The sequence below is a fragment of the Pseudoalteromonas sp. MMG033 genome (genome assembly GCF_057197785.1).
In genome coordinates this window covers 2,939,694-2,959,112 of sequence record NZ_CM170070.1, presented here as the reverse complement: position 1 = coordinate 2,959,112, position 19,419 = coordinate 2,939,694, and the positions used below count along the sequence as shown (strand labels likewise).

Annotated in this window: 20 protein-coding genes and 2 pseudogenes; 14 read left to right on the top strand and 8 right to left on the bottom strand. The window is 42.6% G+C overall.

From position 1 onward, the window contains the following. Positions 1–244 precede the first annotated feature (244 nt). Positions 245–988 carry a YciK family oxidoreductase gene (locus AC2CZC_RS13040; RefSeq protein ID WP_063362171.1) on the top strand — a complete coding sequence of 248 codons (744 nt, stop codon included), beginning with the start codon at positions 245–247 and terminating at the stop codon, positions 986–988. Positions 989–1,050: 62 nt separating this feature from the next. Here AC2CZC_RS13040 and rluB read toward each other — a convergent pair whose 3' ends face one another. From rluB to rnm, 5 genes and pseudogenes are all read right to left on the bottom strand, one after another. Beyond that, entirely contained in the window at positions 1,051–1,911 is an 861-nt protein-coding gene (rluB, locus tag AC2CZC_RS13035; RefSeq protein ID WP_039607882.1) for a 23S rRNA pseudouridine(2605) synthase RluB, read from the bottom strand. After that, positions 1,908–2,494: pseudogene (scpB, locus tag AC2CZC_RS13030) on the bottom strand (SMC-Scp complex subunit ScpB). The gene rluB and the pseudogene scpB overlap by 4 nt, the downstream one beginning before the upstream one ends. Before the next feature lie 55 nt (positions 2,495–2,549). After that, entirely contained in the window at positions 2,550–3,350 is an 801-nt protein-coding gene (locus tag AC2CZC_RS13025; RefSeq protein ID WP_484582085.1) for a segregation and condensation protein A, read from the bottom strand. Between the two features lie 3 nt (positions 3,351–3,353). Then, a complete protein-coding gene (locus AC2CZC_RS13020) occupies positions 3,354–3,974 on the bottom strand; it encodes an L-threonylcarbamoyladenylate synthase (RefSeq protein ID WP_237138177.1) in 621 nt (206 codons plus the stop codon). Position 3,975: 1 nt separating this feature from the next. Continuing rightward, the gene (gene rnm / locus AC2CZC_RS13015; RefSeq protein ID WP_484582084.1) at positions 3,976–4,824 is read right to left on the bottom strand and encodes an RNase RNM; all 849 of its coding nucleotides are present in this window, start codon (positions 4,822–4,824) and stop codon (positions 3,976–3,978) included. Positions 4,825–5,327: 503 nt separating this feature from the next. Between rnm and AC2CZC_RS13010 the strand changes: the two genes are divergently transcribed. The 6 genes and pseudogenes from AC2CZC_RS13010 to trpA all read left to right on the top strand — a co-directional run bounded on the left by AC2CZC_RS13010 (position 5,328) and on the right by trpA (position 11,845). Further along, positions 5,328–6,908 carry an anthranilate synthase component 1 gene (locus tag AC2CZC_RS13010; RefSeq protein WP_484582083.1) on the top strand — a complete coding sequence of 527 codons (1,581 nt, stop codon included), beginning with the start codon at positions 5,328–5,330 and terminating at the stop codon, positions 6,906–6,908. After that, positions 6,898–7,482: an aminodeoxychorismate/anthranilate synthase component II gene (locus tag AC2CZC_RS13005; RefSeq protein ID WP_484582082.1), complete on the top strand. Its 585-nt coding sequence runs from the start codon at positions 6,898–6,900 to the stop codon at positions 7,480–7,482. Before AC2CZC_RS13010 ends, AC2CZC_RS13005 begins: the two co-directional genes overlap by 11 nt. Before the next feature lie 8 nt (positions 7,483–7,490). After that, on the top strand, positions 7,491–8,495 hold the full coding sequence (trpD, locus tag AC2CZC_RS13000) for an anthranilate phosphoribosyltransferase (RefSeq protein ID WP_484582081.1): 1,005 nt from the start codon (positions 7,491–7,493) through the stop codon (positions 8,493–8,495). Continuing rightward, positions 8,488–9,850: pseudogene (trpCF, locus tag AC2CZC_RS12995) on the top strand (bifunctional indole-3-glycerol-phosphate synthase TrpC/phosphoribosylanthranilate isomerase TrpF). Before trpD ends, trpCF begins: the two are co-directional and overlap by 8 nt. A gap of 10 nt (positions 9,851–9,860) precedes the next feature. Next, entirely contained in the window at positions 9,861–11,042 is a 1,182-nt protein-coding gene (trpB, locus tag AC2CZC_RS12990; RefSeq protein ID WP_237138171.1) for a tryptophan synthase subunit beta, read from the top strand. Next, a complete protein-coding gene (trpA, locus tag AC2CZC_RS12985) occupies positions 11,039–11,845 on the top strand; it encodes a tryptophan synthase subunit alpha (RefSeq protein ID WP_484582080.1) in 807 nt (268 codons plus the stop codon). Before trpB ends, trpA begins: the two co-directional genes overlap by 4 nt. 6 nt (positions 11,846–11,851) lie before the next feature. Here the strand turns inward: trpA and AC2CZC_RS12980 are convergent, their stop codons facing one another. Beyond that, a complete protein-coding gene (locus tag AC2CZC_RS12980) occupies positions 11,852–12,127 on the bottom strand; it encodes an HU family DNA-binding protein (protein ID WP_039607871.1) in 276 nt (91 codons plus the stop codon). Between the two features lie 122 nt (positions 12,128–12,249). Here AC2CZC_RS12980 and AC2CZC_RS12975 point away from each other — a divergent pair, with 122 nt between their 5' ends. Further along, complete coding sequence (locus tag AC2CZC_RS12975) at positions 12,250–12,861, top strand: inner membrane-spanning protein YciB (RefSeq protein ID WP_484582079.1); 612 nt, start codon at positions 12,250–12,252, stop codon at positions 12,859–12,861. Positions 12,862–12,986: 125 nt separating this feature from the next. Beyond that, positions 12,987–13,631 carry a CPBP family intramembrane glutamic endopeptidase gene (locus tag AC2CZC_RS12970; RefSeq protein WP_063362183.1) on the top strand — a complete coding sequence of 215 codons (645 nt, stop codon included), beginning with the start codon at positions 12,987–12,989 and terminating at the stop codon, positions 13,629–13,631. A 35-nt stretch (positions 13,632–13,666) separates the two neighbouring features. Here AC2CZC_RS12970 and AC2CZC_RS12965 read toward each other — a convergent pair whose 3' ends face one another. Beyond that, a complete protein-coding gene (locus AC2CZC_RS12965; protein ID WP_484582078.1) occupies positions 13,667–15,091 on the bottom strand; it encodes a sodium-dependent transporter in 1,425 nt (474 codons plus the stop codon). A gap of 176 nt (positions 15,092–15,267) precedes the next feature. Here AC2CZC_RS12965 and AC2CZC_RS12960 point away from each other — a divergent pair, with 176 nt between their 5' ends. The 5 genes from AC2CZC_RS12960 (at position 15,268) to AC2CZC_RS12940 (ending at position 18,306) form a co-directional block, all read left to right on the top strand. Then, on the top strand, positions 15,268–15,567 hold the full coding sequence (locus tag AC2CZC_RS12960; protein ID WP_484582077.1) for a YciI family protein: 300 nt from the start codon (positions 15,268–15,270) through the stop codon (positions 15,565–15,567). Between the two features lie 79 nt (positions 15,568–15,646). Beyond that, positions 15,647–15,895, top strand: a complete 249-nt coding sequence (locus AC2CZC_RS12955) for a PepSY domain-containing protein (protein ID WP_484582076.1) — start codon at positions 15,647–15,649, stop codon at positions 15,893–15,895. Between the two features lie 2 nt (positions 15,896–15,897). Continuing rightward, entirely contained in the window at positions 15,898–16,572 is a 675-nt protein-coding gene (locus tag AC2CZC_RS12950) for a response regulator transcription factor (protein ID WP_484582075.1), read from the top strand. Further along, positions 16,566–17,909: an ATP-binding protein gene (locus tag AC2CZC_RS12945; protein WP_484582074.1), complete on the top strand. Its 1,344-nt coding sequence runs from the start codon at positions 16,566–16,568 to the stop codon at positions 17,907–17,909. The genes AC2CZC_RS12950 and AC2CZC_RS12945 overlap by 7 nt, the downstream gene beginning before the upstream one ends. Continuing rightward, positions 17,893–18,306 (top strand): hypothetical protein, encoded by a 414-nt coding sequence (locus AC2CZC_RS12940; protein ID WP_484582073.1) that lies wholly within the window; start codon positions 17,893–17,895, stop codon positions 18,304–18,306. Before AC2CZC_RS12945 ends, AC2CZC_RS12940 begins: the two co-directional genes overlap by 17 nt. Here AC2CZC_RS12940 and AC2CZC_RS12935 read toward each other — a convergent pair. Then, positions 18,296–19,327 carry an AI-2E family transporter gene (locus AC2CZC_RS12935; RefSeq protein WP_484582072.1) on the bottom strand — a complete coding sequence of 344 codons (1,032 nt, stop codon included), beginning with the start codon at positions 19,325–19,327 and terminating at the stop codon, positions 18,296–18,298. The genes AC2CZC_RS12940 and AC2CZC_RS12935 overlap by 11 nt on opposite strands. Positions 19,328–19,419 lie beyond the last annotated feature (92 nt).

Here is a 19,419-nt window from a genome sequence, read left to right as displayed (position 1 = left end):
CTCCGACATAATTTTATTATTATTGTTACCTCGGCCAGCGCCCACCCTTGCCTCAAGAATGTAAGCATAAATAAGCTGCCGAGAATAATTCGTTAAAACTATGTAATTTTGCTTTTAATAAGACATTAGACCAGTTTAACTTAACGCAAAGTGTAGCCTTTCGCCACTCATATTTGCAATAAATTCGATAACTTGCGTCATGACTATGATAAAATATAGCAAATGTATTTGTTCGAGGTCCAATATGCAAACATATAATGCAGCTAGTAATGCACTAGAAAATAAAGTGATTTTGGTCACAGGTGCGGGTGATGGCATCGGTCGTATTGCCGCTATCAATTATGCCAAGCATGGCGCCACTGTGATTTTGTTAGGGAAAACTACCAGCAAACTAGAAGCGGTTTATGATGAAATCATCAATGCCGGTTACCCACAGCCAGCCATTGTGCCATTGGACCTTAAAGGCGCAACTAAACAACACTACCGAGATCTAGCTTCTACGATTGAACAACAATTTGGTAAGTTAGACGGCCTACTTAATAATGCAGCGATTTTAGGCACTATGGGCCCGCTAGAGCATTTCTGCGTATCGACCTTTGAAAACGTCATGAAAGTCAATGTAACTGCACAGGCGATGATCACACGCTTCTTATTCCCTGTCATGCGAAAAGCCCCCAGTGCTTCTATTATTTTTACCTCTTCAGGTGTGGGACGCCAAGGGCGAGAGTTTTGGGGAGCCTACGCAATCTCAAAATTTGCCACTGAAGGCATGATGCAAACATGGGCTTGTGAAGTGGGTAAAACCAATATTCGCGTCAACTGTATCAATCCAGGTGCAACCCGTACAAGCATGCGCGAAGCCGCTTTCCCTGGTGAAGACAGAGACAAGCTAAAAACAGCGGAAGATTTGATGCCAACTTATTTATACTTGATGTCAGATGACTCATTAGAAGTGAACGGCCAATCGATTGATGCACAACCTAAATAAGTATTTATAGTTGCGCTAAAACTAAAAAAGGGCCAATCGGCCCTTTTTTAACGCATTTACTATTATCGACGCTTAGTTTGCTTCAAACGTTGATTATGCTTGTGTACAGCCTTTCTAATACGATTCACTTTAGCACGCTTATCTTTGCGCTTTTCAGGCATCACAGATAACTTAGTTTGTGTCTCAGGTCTCAGGCTCACTGACTTTCTCAAGTAGTTCACGTCTTCTAGCGCCAATTCTTCCCAGCCGCCTTGTGGTAGACGTTTATTCAGTTCTAACTTACCGTAACGCACACGGATCAAGCGTGATACTTCAACCTCTTGTGATTGCCATAAACGACGTACTTCGCGGTTACGACCTTCTGTTAGCGTTACATTAAACCACTTATTGATCCCTTCACCACCACGCGGCTTAATTGATAGGAACTTAGCAGGACCATCTTCTAACTCAACACCTTGTGAAAGTGTTTTCAAGGTTTGATTCGTAACCTCACCAAATACGCGTACAGAATACTCACGCTCTACTTCGTATTTAGGGTGCATTAAACGGTTAGCCAATTCACCATCATTGGTAAATAGTAATAAACCTGATGTATTGATATCTAATCGGCCGATTGCAATCCAACGATCGCCTTCTAATCGCGGTAATCTATCAAATACTGTACGACGGCCTTCAGGATCTTTACGCGTACACAGCTCACCTTCAGGCTTGTGATACATTAAAACGCGGCAAATACGCTCTTCTTTTTGCTCGATCTTAACCACATGGCCATCCACTCGGATCACCGCATTTTCTTCGACTCTATCGCCTAACTTAGCAACTTTACCGTCAACACTGACACGGTTTGAGTCAATATATTTTTCCATTTCACGGCGCGAGCCAACGCCCGCACGCGCTAATACTTTTTGTAGCTTTTCACTCATTCTGATGGTTCTCTCACAGAAGGATCATTTAACATCTGATCTAGCTTCTCAGTTTGCAGCTCTGGTAGTTTTGGTAACCCATCCAGGCCGTTCAATGAGAAGTAATCTAAAAATAACTTGGTCGTCGCATACAGTGCAGGCTTACCCGGCACTTCTTTGTGTCCCACAACCTTTATCCATTGTCGCTCTAACAAGCTTTTCATAATGTTAGAACTACAGTCACCCCACGAACTTGTTCAATTTCCCCTCGAGTAATTGGCTGACGATACGCAATAAGCGCTAACGTTTCCAAAGTTGCCCGAGAATACTTAGGGGCTTTTTCTTGCCAAAGCATATTAAGCCAAGGGCTTAAACTTGGACATGCTTGAAAGCGATATCCGGTTCCAACTTCAACAAGCCTTACACCACGTGTTTGGTAGTGCTCATAAATCGTTTCTATCGCTTGCCCTATACGCTGATCAGAAACATGAATATCTTGCAGCACGGTCTCTTTCATGTGCTTTTTCGATAATGGTTTATCTGCTACAAAAATCGCAGCTTCAACCAACTCGACAAGTTGTTCATCACTGACTCGGCGTTTCATGTCACTATTTCTTCATAAGGCTAGTAGAAGGCGCGGTATTATGACAGAGCTGACACTACTCTTGTAGCTTTAATGACAAATAAATTGCGCGCTCGAGCTTGATTTGAACAATCGAGATTAATTGCTCTTTAAGCAGCTCAAGCATGGCGATGAATGTCACCACGACACCGCTTCTACCTTCTTGAACACTAAATAGCCGACTGAACTCAACAGGCTCTGTATGCTCACTCAAGTATTGTAAGATCATCGACATTCGTTCGCGGGTTGAGAGGGCTTCTGCACTCACCTGATGATGCTCAAATTGCTTAGCTCTGGCCATCACTTCACTCATCGCCAGTAATAGCTCTTTTAAATCCACATCAGGTAATGAATCGTCATCTTGCTCATTGTCTTCAATGAGTGCACGTGCAATGAATATATCCCGCTCAACACGGGGGATTTTATCCAAGTTTTCCGCAGCCACTTTAAACTGCTCATACTCTTGTAAGCGTCTTACCAGCTCTGCACGAGGGTCTTCCTCTTCTTCGAGTTCTTCATGCTTAGGGAGTAACAAACGAGACTTAATCTGTGCCAATAAAGCAGCCATCACCAAGTACTCACCAGCAAGCTCCAATTGCAGTTCTTGCATCATCTCAACATATTGCACGTATTGCTGAGTAATGCTCAGTATTGGGAGCTCCAAGATGTCTAACTTGTGACGCTTTATCAGATATAACAATAAATCCAGTGGCCCTTCGAAGCTTTCGAGGATCACCTGTAAGGCATCTGGTGGAATATAAAGATCTTCTGGCTTTTCTAATACGGCTTCCCCGTTTAAAAAAGCCAGAGGGGATGTTTTACTAGAAACTTCTGTCATGAATTATTCAAATGGCGTGGTATCACCACATCCATGACGTAAAATTTCGACATTATCTTCAGACATATCAATCACAGTAGTTGCTTGTTCAATTAAATAACCACCATGCACAATAAGGTCAACATGCTTTTCAAGTTGCATGCGAATATCATCCGGATCAGACTCAGTAAACTGCTCGCCAGGTAAAATAAGCGAGCAAGACATTAGCGGTTCATTGAGTTCTTCTAAAATCGCGCAAGTGATTGGATGCTCAGTGACGCGAATACCTATAGTTTTTTTCTTGTCGTTTATCAGTCTTTTAGGGACCTCTTTGGTGCCCTTTAAAATGAAGGTATACGGTCCCGGCGTATTATTTTTTATCAAACGAAACATTTGATTATCAACACGCGCATAAGTCGATAATTCGGATAGATCGCGACACATTAGTGTGAAGTTGTGATGTTTTTCGATCCCACGGATACGCTCAATGCGTTCTTTTGCCTGCTTGTTTCCCAAACTACACCCGATCGCATACCCCGAGTCAGTTGGATACACAACCACTCCGCCTTTTTGGATGATTTCGACCGCTTGACGAATCAATCTGGCTTGCGGATTATCTGGGTGAATATGAAAAAATTGACTCATGCTAACATTCCTCTGTGGCTCCCCAAAACTGCCATACACCTTGGCAATCTTTTGGTAAGTATAGATTTCTTCCTAAATCTAACCAGCTCATAGGGTAATGAAAATCAGAACCTTGGCTGGCTAATAAATTATATTCTTGCGATAGCTGACCAAGAAACTGTCTTTCACTTGGCGCTTGTTGCGGCTGTGCCACCTCCATCGCTTTACCACCAGCACAGGTGAATTCATCCAGTAATTTTCTCAGCCATTTATTGGACATCTGATAACGTCCAGGGTGAGCCAATACCGCAACGCCGCCCGCCCCTTGTATGGCTTCTATGGCTTCTTGCATAGAGCACCAAACACTGGGCACATAGCCGGTCTTATTGCGCGCTAAAAACTTTTTAAATACACCCTGAATATTTTTTGCCACACCACGCTCCACCAGCGCCTTCGCAAAATGAGCACGGGTTATCTCTGCACCTTGTGCCAACTCTAAGGCCTGCGCATAAATACCTTCGTAGCCTCTTTTTTCAAGGCGAGCACCAATTTCTTTGGCTCGTTCACGGCGTTTTTGCTGCTGCTGTGTCAATAATGCCTGCAGATTTGCATCATCGATGTCAATATTTAGACCAACGATATGAATTTCGAAACTTTCCCACTTGGTAGAAATCTCAACGCCTGAAATCAATTCTAATGCTAAGTTTTTTTCTGCAATATAGTCACGTGCAACGGATACACCCGCCACCGTGTCGTGGTCAGTTAATGCCAGTACATCAACGCCTTTTTCTGTTGCCCGCTCAATAAGCTCAGGTACTGCTAAACGCCCATCAGAAAAAGTGCTATGACTGTGTAAGTCATATTTAATCAAAATTTTCCCCTTAAAAACCAAGTGAGCGCAGTATACCACGCCAGTCAGTTCGAGTGCGCTTTTATTTCCTCTCTCAAAACACTGGAGAATTTAGCCATTTTTACTAGGCCAAAAATCGTATTATTGAAATGAATAACGGACGATTGTTTATTTTTTGATATTAGTGCTTGACAGTTTACACCTGAGTAGGGTTTACTGTAGGCACTTAAATTGACATAACGAAAACTTTACAAATGAATCTAACACAAAAAACAAAAATCGTTTGGTGGTGGCGCTCGTAATTGCGGGTGTGATTCGTTGTGTCTAACAACTTTTAAACCCGCGCTGAGTCCGCGGGTTTTTTTATGGAATTTTTATAGTGATTAACAATTTTTGCAACAATTCATCTACAAAATCTTGGTGGTGGTGCCTGAATTAGCGGGAAGGCATTGTTGTAACTAATTACACACCCCCCGCAAGTAAAAATACTTCGGGGGGTTTTTTGTACTAAAGAGGAATGAGGTTTGATTTTTAGTCATATAACTACAACACCGGGTGAGGTGACGAGTATAAGGCAGCGGCGCGATTATATCGAAAGCCCTTTGTCATTATACGCGGCCCTCAATAAACCCAACACACTGTTGTTAGAGTCTGCGGAAATAGACTCAAAAGACAATGTAAAGAGCATCATTTTGGCGGACGCTGCACTACGTATAGAGTGCAACGGCCTTGAAGTGAAAGTACGTGCCCTTTCTAATAATGGCGAGCAATTACTTAATTACTTAGCAGAGCAAGTGAGTAACTGCACGGTTGTTAAAGAATATGCTGTACTGACGCTAACATATGATGCTCAAGACTTATCACTGGATGAATACAGTAAACTAAAAGCAGACAACGCATTTAGCGCACTACGCACCTGTATTAATTCAATTAAAAGTAACTCAGATACGCCATTTTCCGTCTTTTTAGGCGGAGTATTTGCCTATGATATGGTCGCCAATTTTGAAACATTGCCTAACGTACCAGACGGTAAAAATGATTGTCCTGACTATGTTTTCTACTTAGCAGAAACCTTAGTGATGATCGATCATCAAGCTAAAACCACTGAGCTAATTGGCAATGTATTCAATGGTCCAGATGTCCATGCTAATTGCTTTGAGGTAGGTAAACAGCTTGAAGAGCTTAATCGTCAATGCGATGAGTATGAAACATATAAAGAACAGCCAGAGCAAACGACACATGATGTGAGTGTAGATATCAGTGATGATGTATTTAAAGATCAGGTCGTACAACTGAAGAAAAACATCGTTGATGGCGATATTTTCCAAGTTGTACCCTCTCGTACATTTTCGCTGCCTTGTGCAAAGCCACTTGCCGCATACAAGCATCTGAAAAAGCAAAACCCTAGTCCATATATGTTTTATATGCGAGACGAGAAGTTTGTGCTATTTGGTGCCTCTCCTGAGTCAGCCTTAAAGTACTGCCAAGACAGTAATCAAGTCGAAGTATACCCAATTGCAGGCACGCGTCCTCGCGGCAAATTTGCAGACGGCTCCATTAATCCTGATTTAGATAGTCGCATCGAACTAGAGTTACGTGACGATAAAAAAGAACGTGCAGAGCATTTAATGCTCGTCGACTTAGCACGTAACGATGTTGCACGGATAAGTGTACCTGGAACTCGTCATGCTAAAGAATTGCTTAAAGTTGACCGCTACTCACAAGTCATGCACTTGGTCTCTCGAGTCGTTGGTCAGCTAAAACCTGACCTTGATGCTTTGCATGCTTATCAAGCATGTATGAATATGGGTACACTTGTGGGTGCACCCAAAGTAAAAGCAGCACAGCTTGTCAGAGACATTGAAAAGCAGCGTCGCGGCAGCTACGGTGGTGCGGTTGGTTATTTGACAGGTGATGGCGCAATGGATACATGTATTGTCATTCGCTCAGCATTCGTAAAAAATGACACAGCCTATGTTCAAGCAGGCGCTGGCGTTGTTTACGACTCAGATCCTCAAGCCGAAGCCGATGAAACAAAAGCCAAAGCCAGTGCAGTGATCAAAGCCATTCAATCTAGCTATCAAGGAGTGGGTCATGACGCCTAAAGTATACTTTTTAGATAACTTTGATTCATTCAGCTACAACCTTGTTGATGAACTGTCACAGCTTGGCAGTGAGTTAGTGGTTTATCGTAACCATATCGATGCAAGCACTATCTACGACAAAATGTGTAATGAAACCGTACCAGTAGTATTGGTATTATCTCCTGGTCCTGGGAAACCTAGCGAAGCGGGCTGCCTACTCGATTTGATTGAGCTCTGTAAAGGCAAATTTCCTATGTTAGGCATTTGTCTTGGTCAACAGGCATTAACACAAAGCTATGGTGGTACCATCGGCCATGCTGGCGAGACGGTCCATGGTAAATCATCACGTATTGATGTGGAAGAGCACCCTGTTTTTGCAGGTCTTGGTAAACAGTTTCCTGTCGCAAGATATCACTCATTAATGGCAACAAGTGTACCTGAGTGTTTAAAAGTCATCGCTAAATATCAAGATATTCCAATGGCGGTTTACCATACCTCTGACAAAGTGATTGGTTATCAATTCCACCCAGAATCAATTTTAACGCCAGACGGTGCCAAGCTGCTTAAGCAAAGCATCGATTACTTAACCTGTTAGGAGGCAACATGGAAAGTTTAAATCAGCTGATTGATCAGCAATCTCTAAGCTTTGAGCAAGCAACAGAGTTGTTTGGACTAGTTATGCAAGGCGAGTTCTCTGAAATAGAGCTCACCGCAGCATTGGTGGCACTCAAGATAAAAGGTGAAACCGCAGCAGAGATTGCAGGTGCTGCAAAAGCCATGCGTGACCATGCCGTCGCTTTTGATAACCGCGGTTTAAACTGCGCTGATAGTTGCGGCACAGGTGGTGATGGTACTAATACCATTAACGTCAGTACAACCGCAGCTATCGTCGCAGCAGCGTGTGGTATTCCTATGGTAAAACATGGTAACCGCAGTGTTTCTAGCAAATCTGGTTCAGCAGATTTACTGCGTACCTTGGGCATTAATCTTGAGATGAGCCCTGAGCAAGGTGCAAACTGCTTAGAGAAGACCAACTTTGCATTTTTATTTGCCCCGCTCTATCACAGCGGTGTTAAACACGCGATGCCAGTGCGAACACAACTAAAAACGCGTACCTTGTTTAATATTTTAGGTCCACTCGCAAACCCTGCAAAACCGCAGCTACAGCTACTTGGTGTATATGATCCAGCGCTGTGCCGCCCAATGGCAGAAACATTAAAAATGTTGGGGACAGAGCGAGCGATGGTTGTCCATGGTGCAGGATGTGATGAAATTGCACTGCATGGCACAACCCAAGTCACCGAACTTAAAAATGGTGAAATTACTGAATACACGCTGACACCAGCTGACTTTGGTTTAGACAATTACGCGCTTGAAGATATTGCTGGCGATACCCCTGAATATAATGCTCAAGCAACCCGTGATATCTTAGCTGGCAAAGGTAAGCCAGCACATAATGCCGCAATTGCAGCCAATGTCAGTGCGTTACTTGTGATGTCAGGCAGAGCAGACACGCTAAAAGCAGGTACACAACAAGTACTAGATGTGCTGGCGTCTGGCAAATGTGTTGAAACGCTTCAAGCCATTTCGGAGGTCAGTCATGGCTAATGTGTTAGAAAAAATTGTTGATGACAAAAAAGTTGAATTAGTCGAGCGTAAAAAAGCGTTCCCTTTGAGTGAGTTTCAATCTTTGGTTCAACCCAGCGAACGAGACTTTTATGGCGAGATGTCAAAACCCGGCATTCAGTTTATTTTAGAGTGTAAAAAGGCATCGCCTTCAAAGGGCCTGATCAGAGATAACTTTGACTTAGATGAAATTACCTCGGTATACGCTAAGTACGCAACCTGTATCAGTGTTTTAACGGATGCTAAGTACTTCCAAGGCAGTTTTGATTACCTAAGCTACGTACGCAGCAAGGTTGAGCAGCCGCTGATCTGTAAAGACTTTTTCATTGATGAATACCAAGTATACCTCGCGCGCTTAAAAGGTGGCGATGCTATCTTATTGATGCTGTCGGTGTTGGATGATGAAACATATGAAAGGCTAGCAACACTTGCCCACTCGCTCAATATGGCGGTGCTGACTGAGGTCAGCAATGAAGAAGAAGTGCACCGAGCACTTAAGCTTGACGCCAAACTGATTGGGATCAACAACCGTAACTTGAGAGATCTCAGCACTGATCTAGCGACAACGGAACAATTAAGAAAACTGATCCCGAGTGACAAAACCGTTATCTCTGAATCAGGAATTTATACACATAGCGACGTTAAACGCTTAACCGCACAGTGTAACGGCTTCTTAGTTGGTAGTTCTTTGATGGCTGAAGATGACCTAGAAGGCGCTTGTCGTAAGCTGATTTTAGGTGAAAACAAGGTGTGTGGATTAACCCGTGTTGACGATGCCCTTGCCGCTTACCAAGCTGGCGCCGTTTATGGTGGCTTAATTTTCTATCCAAAATCACCACGTTTTGTCGACTTTGATTGCGCTCGTGCAGTCGTAGACAGTGCACCTTTAAAATATGTTGGTGTTTTTGTGGATGCGCCTCTTGAGCAAATTGTGGAATATGCGCAAAGCCTGAGACTAAGCGTGGTACAACTTCATGGTCATGAGTCACAAGACTTCATCAGTAGCCTGCGTAAACAGCTACCTGTCAATTGCCAAATTTGGAAAGCACAAGGCATTGTAGATGAATTTCCTGTGCCTTTTGATGAAGTAGACAAACACCTATATGACACAAACAGCTTCAGCATTTGGCGGAACTGGAAAAGTTTTCAACTGGCAACTACTTAAAAGTGCAAAAAAACCATTTATGCTTGCAGGCGGTCTTAACGCAGACAATGTAAAAGACGCTTCCTATTTAGGTGCGGCAGGCTTTGATCTTAATTCAGGGGTGGAGACGAGCCCCGGTAAAAAGTGTCCGGAAAAATTACGCGATGCTTTTAACAATATTCGAAAATACTGAGGTGGATAGAATGAATACAGGATATTTTGGTGATTTTGGTGGCATGTACGTCCCAGAATTACTCGTACCAGCACTAAAACAACTTGAACAAGAATTTGAAAAAGCACAGCAAGATGAAAGCTTCAAATCTGAGTTCTATGCACTACTAAACGAATACGCGGGCCGTCCAACACCGTTGACGCTTTCTCGCAACCTAGTTAAAAACCCAAAAGTTAAACTGTACTTAAAGCGTGAAGACTTACTACACGGCGGTGCACACAAAACCAACCAAGTATTAGGTCAAGCACTACTTACTAAGCGCATGGGTAAAAAAGAAGTCATCGCTGAAACAGGTGCTGGACAACATGGCGTAGCAACAGCGCTAGCTTGTGCACTACTGGGCTTGAAATGTCGAGTTTATATGGGTGCAAAAGATGTTGAACGTCAGCAGCCTAATGTGTTCAGAATGCGCTTAATGGGTGCTGAAGTTATTCCTGTTACAGCAGGTTCTGGCACGCTAAAAGACGCCGTCAATGAAGCAATGCGTGATTGGTCTGCAAACTATAAAACAGCACACTACCTATTAGGCACAGCCGCAGGCCCTCACCCGTTCCCGACCATTGTTCGTGACTTCCAACGTATGATCGGTGAAGAAGCTAAGCAGCAAGTGCTTGAAGCTGAAGGCCGCCTACCCGATGTTGTGATGGCGTGTGTTGGCGGTGGCTCTAATGCAATTGGTATGTTTGCAGATTTCATCGATGAAAAAGAAGTCAAACTCGTAGGGATTGAGCCAGCTGGTAAAGGCCTTGATACTGACGAGCACGGTGCTGCACTGTGTAAAGGTAGCACAGGTATTTTACACGGTGCTTATACCTACATAATGCAAGACAGTGATGGACAAATTGAAGAGTCATATTCTGTTTCTGCTGGTCTTGATTACCCTGCTGTTGGTCCTCAGCACGCCTACTTACATAAAACAGGTCGTGCTCAATACGTTGGGATCACCGATACCGAAGCACTTGACGCCTTCCAAGCACTGGCAAAACATGAAGGGATTATTCCTGCCCTGGAGTCAAGCCATGCGATTGCGTATGCATTAAAGTACGCAGAGCAACAAACTGAAGAAACCGTTATTGTCGTAAACCTAAGTGGCCGTGGTGACAAAGATCTTGCCCATGTACACAACGTATTGAACGAGCGAGGTGCACTATGAGCCGTTACAGCAACTTATTTACACGCCTAAACGACGCCAGAGAAGGTGCATTTGTGCCATTTGTTACTTTAGGTGATCCGACAAAAGAGATCAGTATTGATATCGTGAAAAGCTTGATCGACGGTGGTGCTGACGCACTAGAGCTTGGGATCCCATTCTCAGACCCAATTGCTGATGGCCCTGTCATTCAAGCAGCGAATATCCGTGCACTTGAAAGTAAAATCAATACACAAGATTGTTTTGATATCATTCGCGAGATCAGAGAATACAATGCAGACATTCCTATTGGTCTGTTACTGTATTCAAACTTAATCTTTGCACAAGGTCTGGAAAACTTTTACCAGCAGGCAAAAGATGCGGGGGTTGACTCTATCTTAGTGGCTGACGTGCCTCTACATGAGTCAAAAATGTTCAGACAGGCTGCACAGCAAGCTGAGATTGAGCCGATCTTCATCGCAACACCCAACGCCAGCGATGATACGCTTCGTCAATGTGCAAGCTATGGCCGTGGCTACACTTACCTATTATCACGTTCAGGGGTTACGGGCACAGAAACTAAAGCGGAAATGCCTGCAGATACCATGATCAATAAGCTACATGAGTACAATGCAGCGCCTACTTTATTAGGCTTTGGTATCTCGGCACCGGAGCATGTACAAGCTGCCATTAAATCAGGCGCAGCGGGTGCAATCTCAGGTTCAGCGGTCGTGAAAATTATTGAAGATAATTTGAGTGAGCCGGCACTGATGTGCGAGCGTTTACGTGAGTTTGTTGCAACCATGAAGGCTGCAACAGCGAAGTAAGCCTACTTAATCAGCTAGGGCATCTTTAAATGCCTTAGCTGGTTTAAATAACACTTTATTTTGACCTTCTATGATAATTTCTTCCCCTGTTTTAGGATTTCTCCCAGGCTTAGCGGGATGGTAGCTTAGCGTCAACGAGCCAAAACCAGACAAAGCAACAGGATCGCCTTCAGACAATCGTTTTGTAATGGCATTTAAAATGCTGTCTAAAGCGGCTTTTGAATCCTTTTTAGTCAGTTCGTTGCGCTCAGACATCGCTGAAACTAATTCACTCTTATTCATTGAGTTCTCAAATTATTTTTAAGGTGTGCGGAGGCTAGAAGTTTAGCAGCTAAAAGTCAATCTTGAACTTATTGTCATAACTTGGTAAAACGCAATAGAGGTATGGTAACGCGAGGTTTTAAATGGCATTTATCGTTGAGTATTTACCCCTGATCCTATTTTTTCTTGTCTATAAATTTATGGATATTTTTTGGGCTACGGGCGTATTAATTGTCGCATCTTTAGTACAGATGGCATGGCAATATTTTAAGGAGGGCGCGATCTCTCAAAGGCACTGGATTTTCTTTGCCATTGCTTTATTACTCGGCGGATTGACAATACTGTTCCAAGACGAACAGTTTATCATGTGGAAAGCCACTATAATATACGCTGCTCTGGGCAGCACACTTTTAGTATCACACCACATGTTAGGGAAAAACCTGACTAAAAAAGCCTTGCTCGGCATCCTAAATAGCGCAATGAAACAAATGCAGCATGCAGACCAACACGACGATAAAGCACCAAAACGACAAAAAGCCGAAGAGCTCCCTATCCCTGAAACGCTCTTTGCACAACTTAACCTCGCATGGTCAGTACTATTTTTTGTTATCGCGATTTTAAATTTAATTGTGGCTTATACTTTTTCGCTCGATTTTTGGGTTAATTTTAAGGTCTTTGGTTTAATGGCAATCACTTTTATCGCCGTTATGTTAACCATTGCCAAGGTATCTAAATACCTCCCAGAAGACGAATAAATTCAACATTGATACCATTACGAAAACAAGCTTTACAGGTAAGAAAATAACTCTGTAAAAGTTCCAGCCAAAATGATGATGCTTGCTATATTTTATGCAGGGCAGATTTTCAGTATGGTGGTCTTTTGAACGCGCATCAATATAGATGGTTTGAGCTATTCTCTGTTTTTATTTTTCTTCCTTGTATCGCTTATCTATTTCGTGCAGAGCTTGCTAATTGGCTCTTCCCTGCATTGATCACTTTAATGGTAGTGTGCACTTACCTACTCATTTCTGATCCGCATTTTAAACGATTCAGACTCACCAGCCTTGGGCAATTCTCAGCCATAAAAAAACGGTTATTTTCGATGTTTTTTATCGGCGCTCTATTCTCTGGCATGCTGTATGGGCTGATAAGTCAGGAAAGTTGGTTTGCACTGCCCATTAACTCAACGTTTGACTGGTTAGTGCTGTTAATTGCTTACCCTATTTTATCAGTCCTGCCGCAAGAACTTATTTTTAGAAGCTACTTTTTCCACCGCTACAAACGAATTTTACCAAGTAAAACCGTAAGGGTTGTGCTCAGTGCCAGTGTGTTTGCACTCGCACACTGTGTATACGATAACTGGATGGCCATCATTTTATCATTTATGGGCGGATTGTTATTTGCGTATACCTATGCACACAGCCGTTCTTTAGCCGTGTGTGTGCTAGAACATAGTTTGTGGGGATTATGGATATTTACAATTGGCGCAGGAAAGTATCTAGATGCAGGTGTGACATTTACATAAATTGTGGGGCAAGCGCCCCACAACTTATGTATCAATTAGAAACCAAATAAGCTGACTGCAAAGTACTTGGTAGCAACCGTATTGACGAATATCACGAGTAATATCACTGGAATAAACGTCGACAGCGAGAAGTTGACATACTTCTCCATAAAGCTGCCTTTGTAACTTTCACAACCTTGAGACAACTCATCTGACAGATTTGCTTTTCTCCAACGGTATGTCACAAACAAACACAGTAACAAACCATTGAATGGTAAGATCGTGTCGTAGAATACGTCAGAAACAATGTCAAAGAAGCTCTTATCAACGCCACCATACTGAGTAAATTTGGTCAGCCACTCGACCATACCAAATGACATAGTACACATCACAGTTAACACACCCGTCGACACAGCAAGTACTGTCAATGACTTCTTACGGCTGTAACCTTTGGCTTCCATTAGGCTTGCAGTTGGTACTTCCACAATGGATACCAAAGATGTAATCGCCGCGAAGAACACCAATAAAAAGAAGATACCCGCAACAATCGATGCACCTGTATAGCCAATATCCGCTTGCATCGTTAAGAATAACTGAGGCAAGTACACAAAGATCATAGACACAGAGGAGTCTGATAACTCGTCAAGCTTAACGTCAGGGTTAAAGCTGAAAATGGCAGGTAGTACCATTAGGCCTGCGATAAATGCCACTAACGAGTCTGTAACTGCCACCATTTTTGAGCTACCGACAATGTCCTCTTTCTTAGAAATGTAAGACGCATAAGTAATTAAGATACCCATACCAAGTGACAATGAGAAAAATGCTTGTGACAGCGCGCCATTTAAGACACTGGCATCCATTTTAGAAAAGTCAGGAACAATGTAATAACGCACACCAGCCATCGCATTGTCGAGCGTAAGTACATAGGCCACTAATCCGATTAGCAGCACAAATAAAGCTGGCATCATAAGCTTTGCAGCTTTTTCAATCCCTTCTTTTACGCCACCAACTAAAATCAGATTCACCAAGATAGCGACGCCGGCCATATAGCCAAAAACACTATACTCGTTAATAAAAATACCAAAATTATTTGGGTTTGCTAGCTGGTCCAAGTTCCCCGTAACAGTTTGTACCAGATAACCAAAAATCCAAACAGTAATAACCATGTAAAAAACCGCTATCATAAACGGGGTTAACACAGCTAGTGCGCCTGCAAACGACCACTTTTTATCACCACCTGTAAGTGAATGATAAGCACCGTACGGATCTTTTTGCGCCTTACGGCCAAGTGCCATTTCGGCGATCATAACAGGTAAACAGATGAAGATAACAAACAGCGCATAAACGATTAAAAATGCACCGCCGCCATTTTTTGCAGCAGAAACTGGGAACCCAACCAGATTTCCGATCCCCACAGCGGACCCTGCCGCTGCCAAAATGAAACCCAGTCGAGAGCTAAATTGCTCGCGATTCGCACTCATTAAAACAACCTTATTATTATTTTTTCACGATAGTCGAAGGACTGTAACAGCCATGACCTGCGGATTTCAAGTATAAATCAGGATTCTCATCAGATAACGTCATTTCATTTACATTTAGGGACAATCCAGTCTATGATACGAAACACAAAATTAATTACGCATTATTTCTGACTATTATGCTTTACATGATTTACTCAACGGATGTGGAAAACTCGCTCGAAAAACGCATGAATGCCAGGCCTGCTCATTTGGTTCGCTTAAATGCGCTGAAGGAAGAAGATAGGCTATTTGTTGCAGGACCACTTCCTGCAATTGATGACGAGAATCCGGGCGAAGCTGGGTTTACAGGTTCTCTTGTTATCGCAGAGTTTGCTTCTTTAGAAGATGCGAAAGCATGGGCTGCAGCGGATCCTTATATCGAAGCAGGCGTTTACGCTGATAGTGTCGTTAAACCTTACAAGAAAGTATTACCTTAACTAAAGTTCAGCACGGGTTAAGACAACTCATCTTAACCTGCGTCACATGATGTTAAGCAACCCAAACGTGGAGCTTAGAATGCAGTTGCCCTTATGTTTTGCGATTTTTACGCTGGTTTTTTCCCTGACATTCACTCAGGTACAAGCAGCACAGCAGGACACCATAAGCAAAAAAGAAGCCGTACAATTAGCAACCACCGAGCAACCGGGGAAAACACTCAAGATTTCCCTTGAAGGTGATTATTTTGTTGTGCGTATTCTACAAAGCGACGGCAGAATAGTTGATGTAAAAGTCCACAAAGTAACGGGTGAGGTTAAGAAGGATTAACAATGCGAATTTTAGTAATTGAAGACGACGTTCAACTGGCTGAAAACCTGAGAAACGTATTAGAGAAAGAAAAGTACAGTGTTGATCTGTGCCATGATGGCGAAAATGGTCTATTTCACCTGACTGAGTATCCGCTTGACTTAGCCGTTGTAGATTTAGGGTTACCTAAACTAGATGGTATCGAGTTAATAAGACGTGCACGTGCTGAGGGGATCAAAATACCTATTTTGATCTTGACTGCCCGAGATCGCTGGCAAGAGAAAGTTGAAGGATTGGATGCGGGTGCCGACGATTACTTAACTAAGCCATTTCATATTGAAGAGCTTATTGCACGCTGTAATGCATTAATACGACGCAGTGCCGGACAGGCAAACCCTGAGATTAGCATTGGCCCAATCACTCTGCATACGCGCTCTCAACAAGTTTTTGTCAATGAACGAGAACTGACTTTAACCGCATATGAGTATAAAGTGCTTGAGTATTTGATGGTTAATCCTCACAAAGTCATTTCTAAATCAGAATTAACCGAGCATATTTACGACCAAGATTTTGACCTAGACTCTAACGTTATCGAAGTCTTTGTTCTACGCTTGCGTAAAAAGCTTGACCCTGATGGCACATTGAACCCGGTAGAAACCTTACGTGGTAGAGGTTACAGGTTTAAAACTCAGTGGTAAGCAGCGCCCAGATCTCTCTTAAAATAAGACAAGGATTTATCCTTGTCTTTGTGCTTATCATTGCGCTTCCCGCTCTCTTTTTCTCTATCGGTCGCGCCTATCATGCAACCTTAGTTGATGCGACAGAAAAAACACTTGAAGCACATCTCTATTCTTTAATATCTGAGGTCGAATTTGTATCCGATGGCATTTCTATGCCTAGAACGATACTGGCTCCAGAGTTAAATCGACTTAATTCAGATACTTACGCATTGGTATACCAAGAAAATACCCTAGTATGGTATTCAGAGTCAGCTGTAAGCCTCACTGTCACCCCCGATGTCTCTCAAACACAAGCGGGGGCATCAGAATTCAAAAAAGTGCGTTACAGTGGGGAAGATTTTTGGCAGCTCAGTTTAACGGTAATATTGGGTAACGCTGATCAATCTCAACAAGCCAAATTCATTTTATTAAAAAAGAACTCCGCCCTACTCGCATTAATGTCTGAGTTTAGAAACACCCTCGTCAATTGGATGTTGATTATGGGGGTTGTGATCGCCGCACTCATGGCATTTGGTTTTGTTTGGAATGCCCGCCCCTTGCAGCGACTAGATAAAGAAATCAAAGAAGTTGAATCTGGTGAACGGGACAAGATAAATGGTCTATACCCTGTCGAACTAACGACTATCAAAGCCGACCTTAATTTACTGCTTGACTCTCAAAGGCGACAAAAAGAGCGGTATCGAGCATCTTTGAGCGATCTGGCACATGCGCTTAAAACTCCGTTAGCAGTGCTTAAATCAAGCTCACTTGCCGCAGACTCAGAAGCGCAAGAACAATTAGATCGAATTAATGCGATGATCGAACATCAGTTAAAGCGCGCAGCCACTGGCGCTTCGGACACTTGGAAAAAGCAAACCAAAGTCAAACCTGTTCTAGATTCTATCCTCAATGCCATGGGTAAAGTCTATTTAGACAAAGAGATAGACTTCTCGGCAACTTGTGAGCATGACGCCGCTTTTCTCGGCGATAAAACCGATTTGATGGAAATTTTAGGTAATATCATCGATAATGCTTGTAAAGCATGTGTGCATAAAGTTGATATCACTGTTAAAACGGACACCACGAAAGGAATTGCATTCATAATTGGTGATGATGGCCCAGGCATTCCTGAAAACAAACGAGAAGAACTTTTGCAGCGCGGCTCTAGACTTGATACCTATGAAGCAGGGCACGGTGTGGGCATGGCAATCGTCTCAGATTTAGTTGCCTCTTATCACGGCCAAATCATTATTAACTACAGTGAGCTTGGCGGTGCCAAATTTACAATTGAGTTTAACTATGATCAAAACCATTAATATTTTTCTGTTGTTCACCGTATTTTCAAGCATCGACGCGTTTGCTCGTACTGAGGCGTTAAAAGATTGTAGTCACCTTGAGTCTGACCACCCTCAAAAAGCAAAAAAATATTTAATGTGCCTCGATGGTAATATTGAGTTGTTAGAAAGAAATCGTCAAACTTGGGTAAATAAATTGGTTATGGACACTGAAGAACTAGAAAAAAATACTGGTAACACACAACTTATGCCAATTATTCAGCGCAGTATCACAAACCAAAGCCGTTATATGGATGACGCCTGCAAATGGCGTTATCTAAAAGAGCTGCCCAACTCGACGCGCGCAGCAAAAGTCTTTAAGCGCTGTAAAATATCCTTTTTACAGCTGCATATCAAAGAACTACAAACTAAGTTTTAGATTCTTCATAACTGCCTAGCATGGTCGCCAACCAGCGGCCGTCTTCGCTATTCTCAAGGCCTATTTTCACAACCATCGTTAGTGGCACAGATAACAGCATGCCTACAGTTCCTAGTAACCACCCCCAAAATATCAAAGAAACAAAAACCACAAGTGTCGATAGACCAACACCTTTGCCCATATATTTTGGCTCAATCATATTTCCCATAATGGTATTGATAGACAAATATCCAGCCGCGACTAAACCACTCACAACTGGCCCATGTGTTACGAGCGCTAATAAAACGGGTGGTACAGCCGCAATAATAGAGCCAATGTTTGGAATATAATTCAGCAAAAATGCCAGTACACCCCAAAGTACAAAATAGTCGACATCGAGTAACCACAGTAAAAATCCTGCTAGTACACCTGTTGCCAGTGAAACACCAGTTTTAATCGCCAAATAACTATTAATGGAATCTAAAAAACGGTCAATTTGCTGCATTTTCATTTGCGGATCATCAAGTGCGAGATGCACTTTTTTACTCAGCATAGGCGCTTCAAACAGCATGAATACGACAGTCAGCAAGATTAAGAAAATATTGGCCATTACACCACCAAATCCAGCAAGCATATTAGTTGCAACATCTATCATCTTACCAGGATCAAACAGTGAGATAAGCTGCTGCTTATCAATGAGTATGTTGTAGTGAGCAGCGGTGTCTACTAACCAAATAAATTTATCTTGAAGTGCCTCGCGATAACTCGGTAATTGCAATGAAAAGTCATTTAAAGACTGCCCAACTAATCCAGCTAGGCTCATTCCTAATAATGCGACTAAGGCTATAATAATCACTATCGCTGCGCCTTTAGGAATACGATAGCTGGCAAAAAATCTTAAAAGTGGATTACAAATTATCGCTATGAATGCAGCCAGTATAAATGGCACCACTATATCATTCGCTAGTTTAATACCTGCCAATACAATGAATAATGAGGCCAATACAACCAAGCTCTTGTTTATTCCCGTCAATGATGACACTGTTGATCCTTATGCGAGGTCGCAACGTTGAAGGTAAAGTTAACACATAACTTTTATATGTATCTGCTACTATTGTAATTGAATTTAAATTC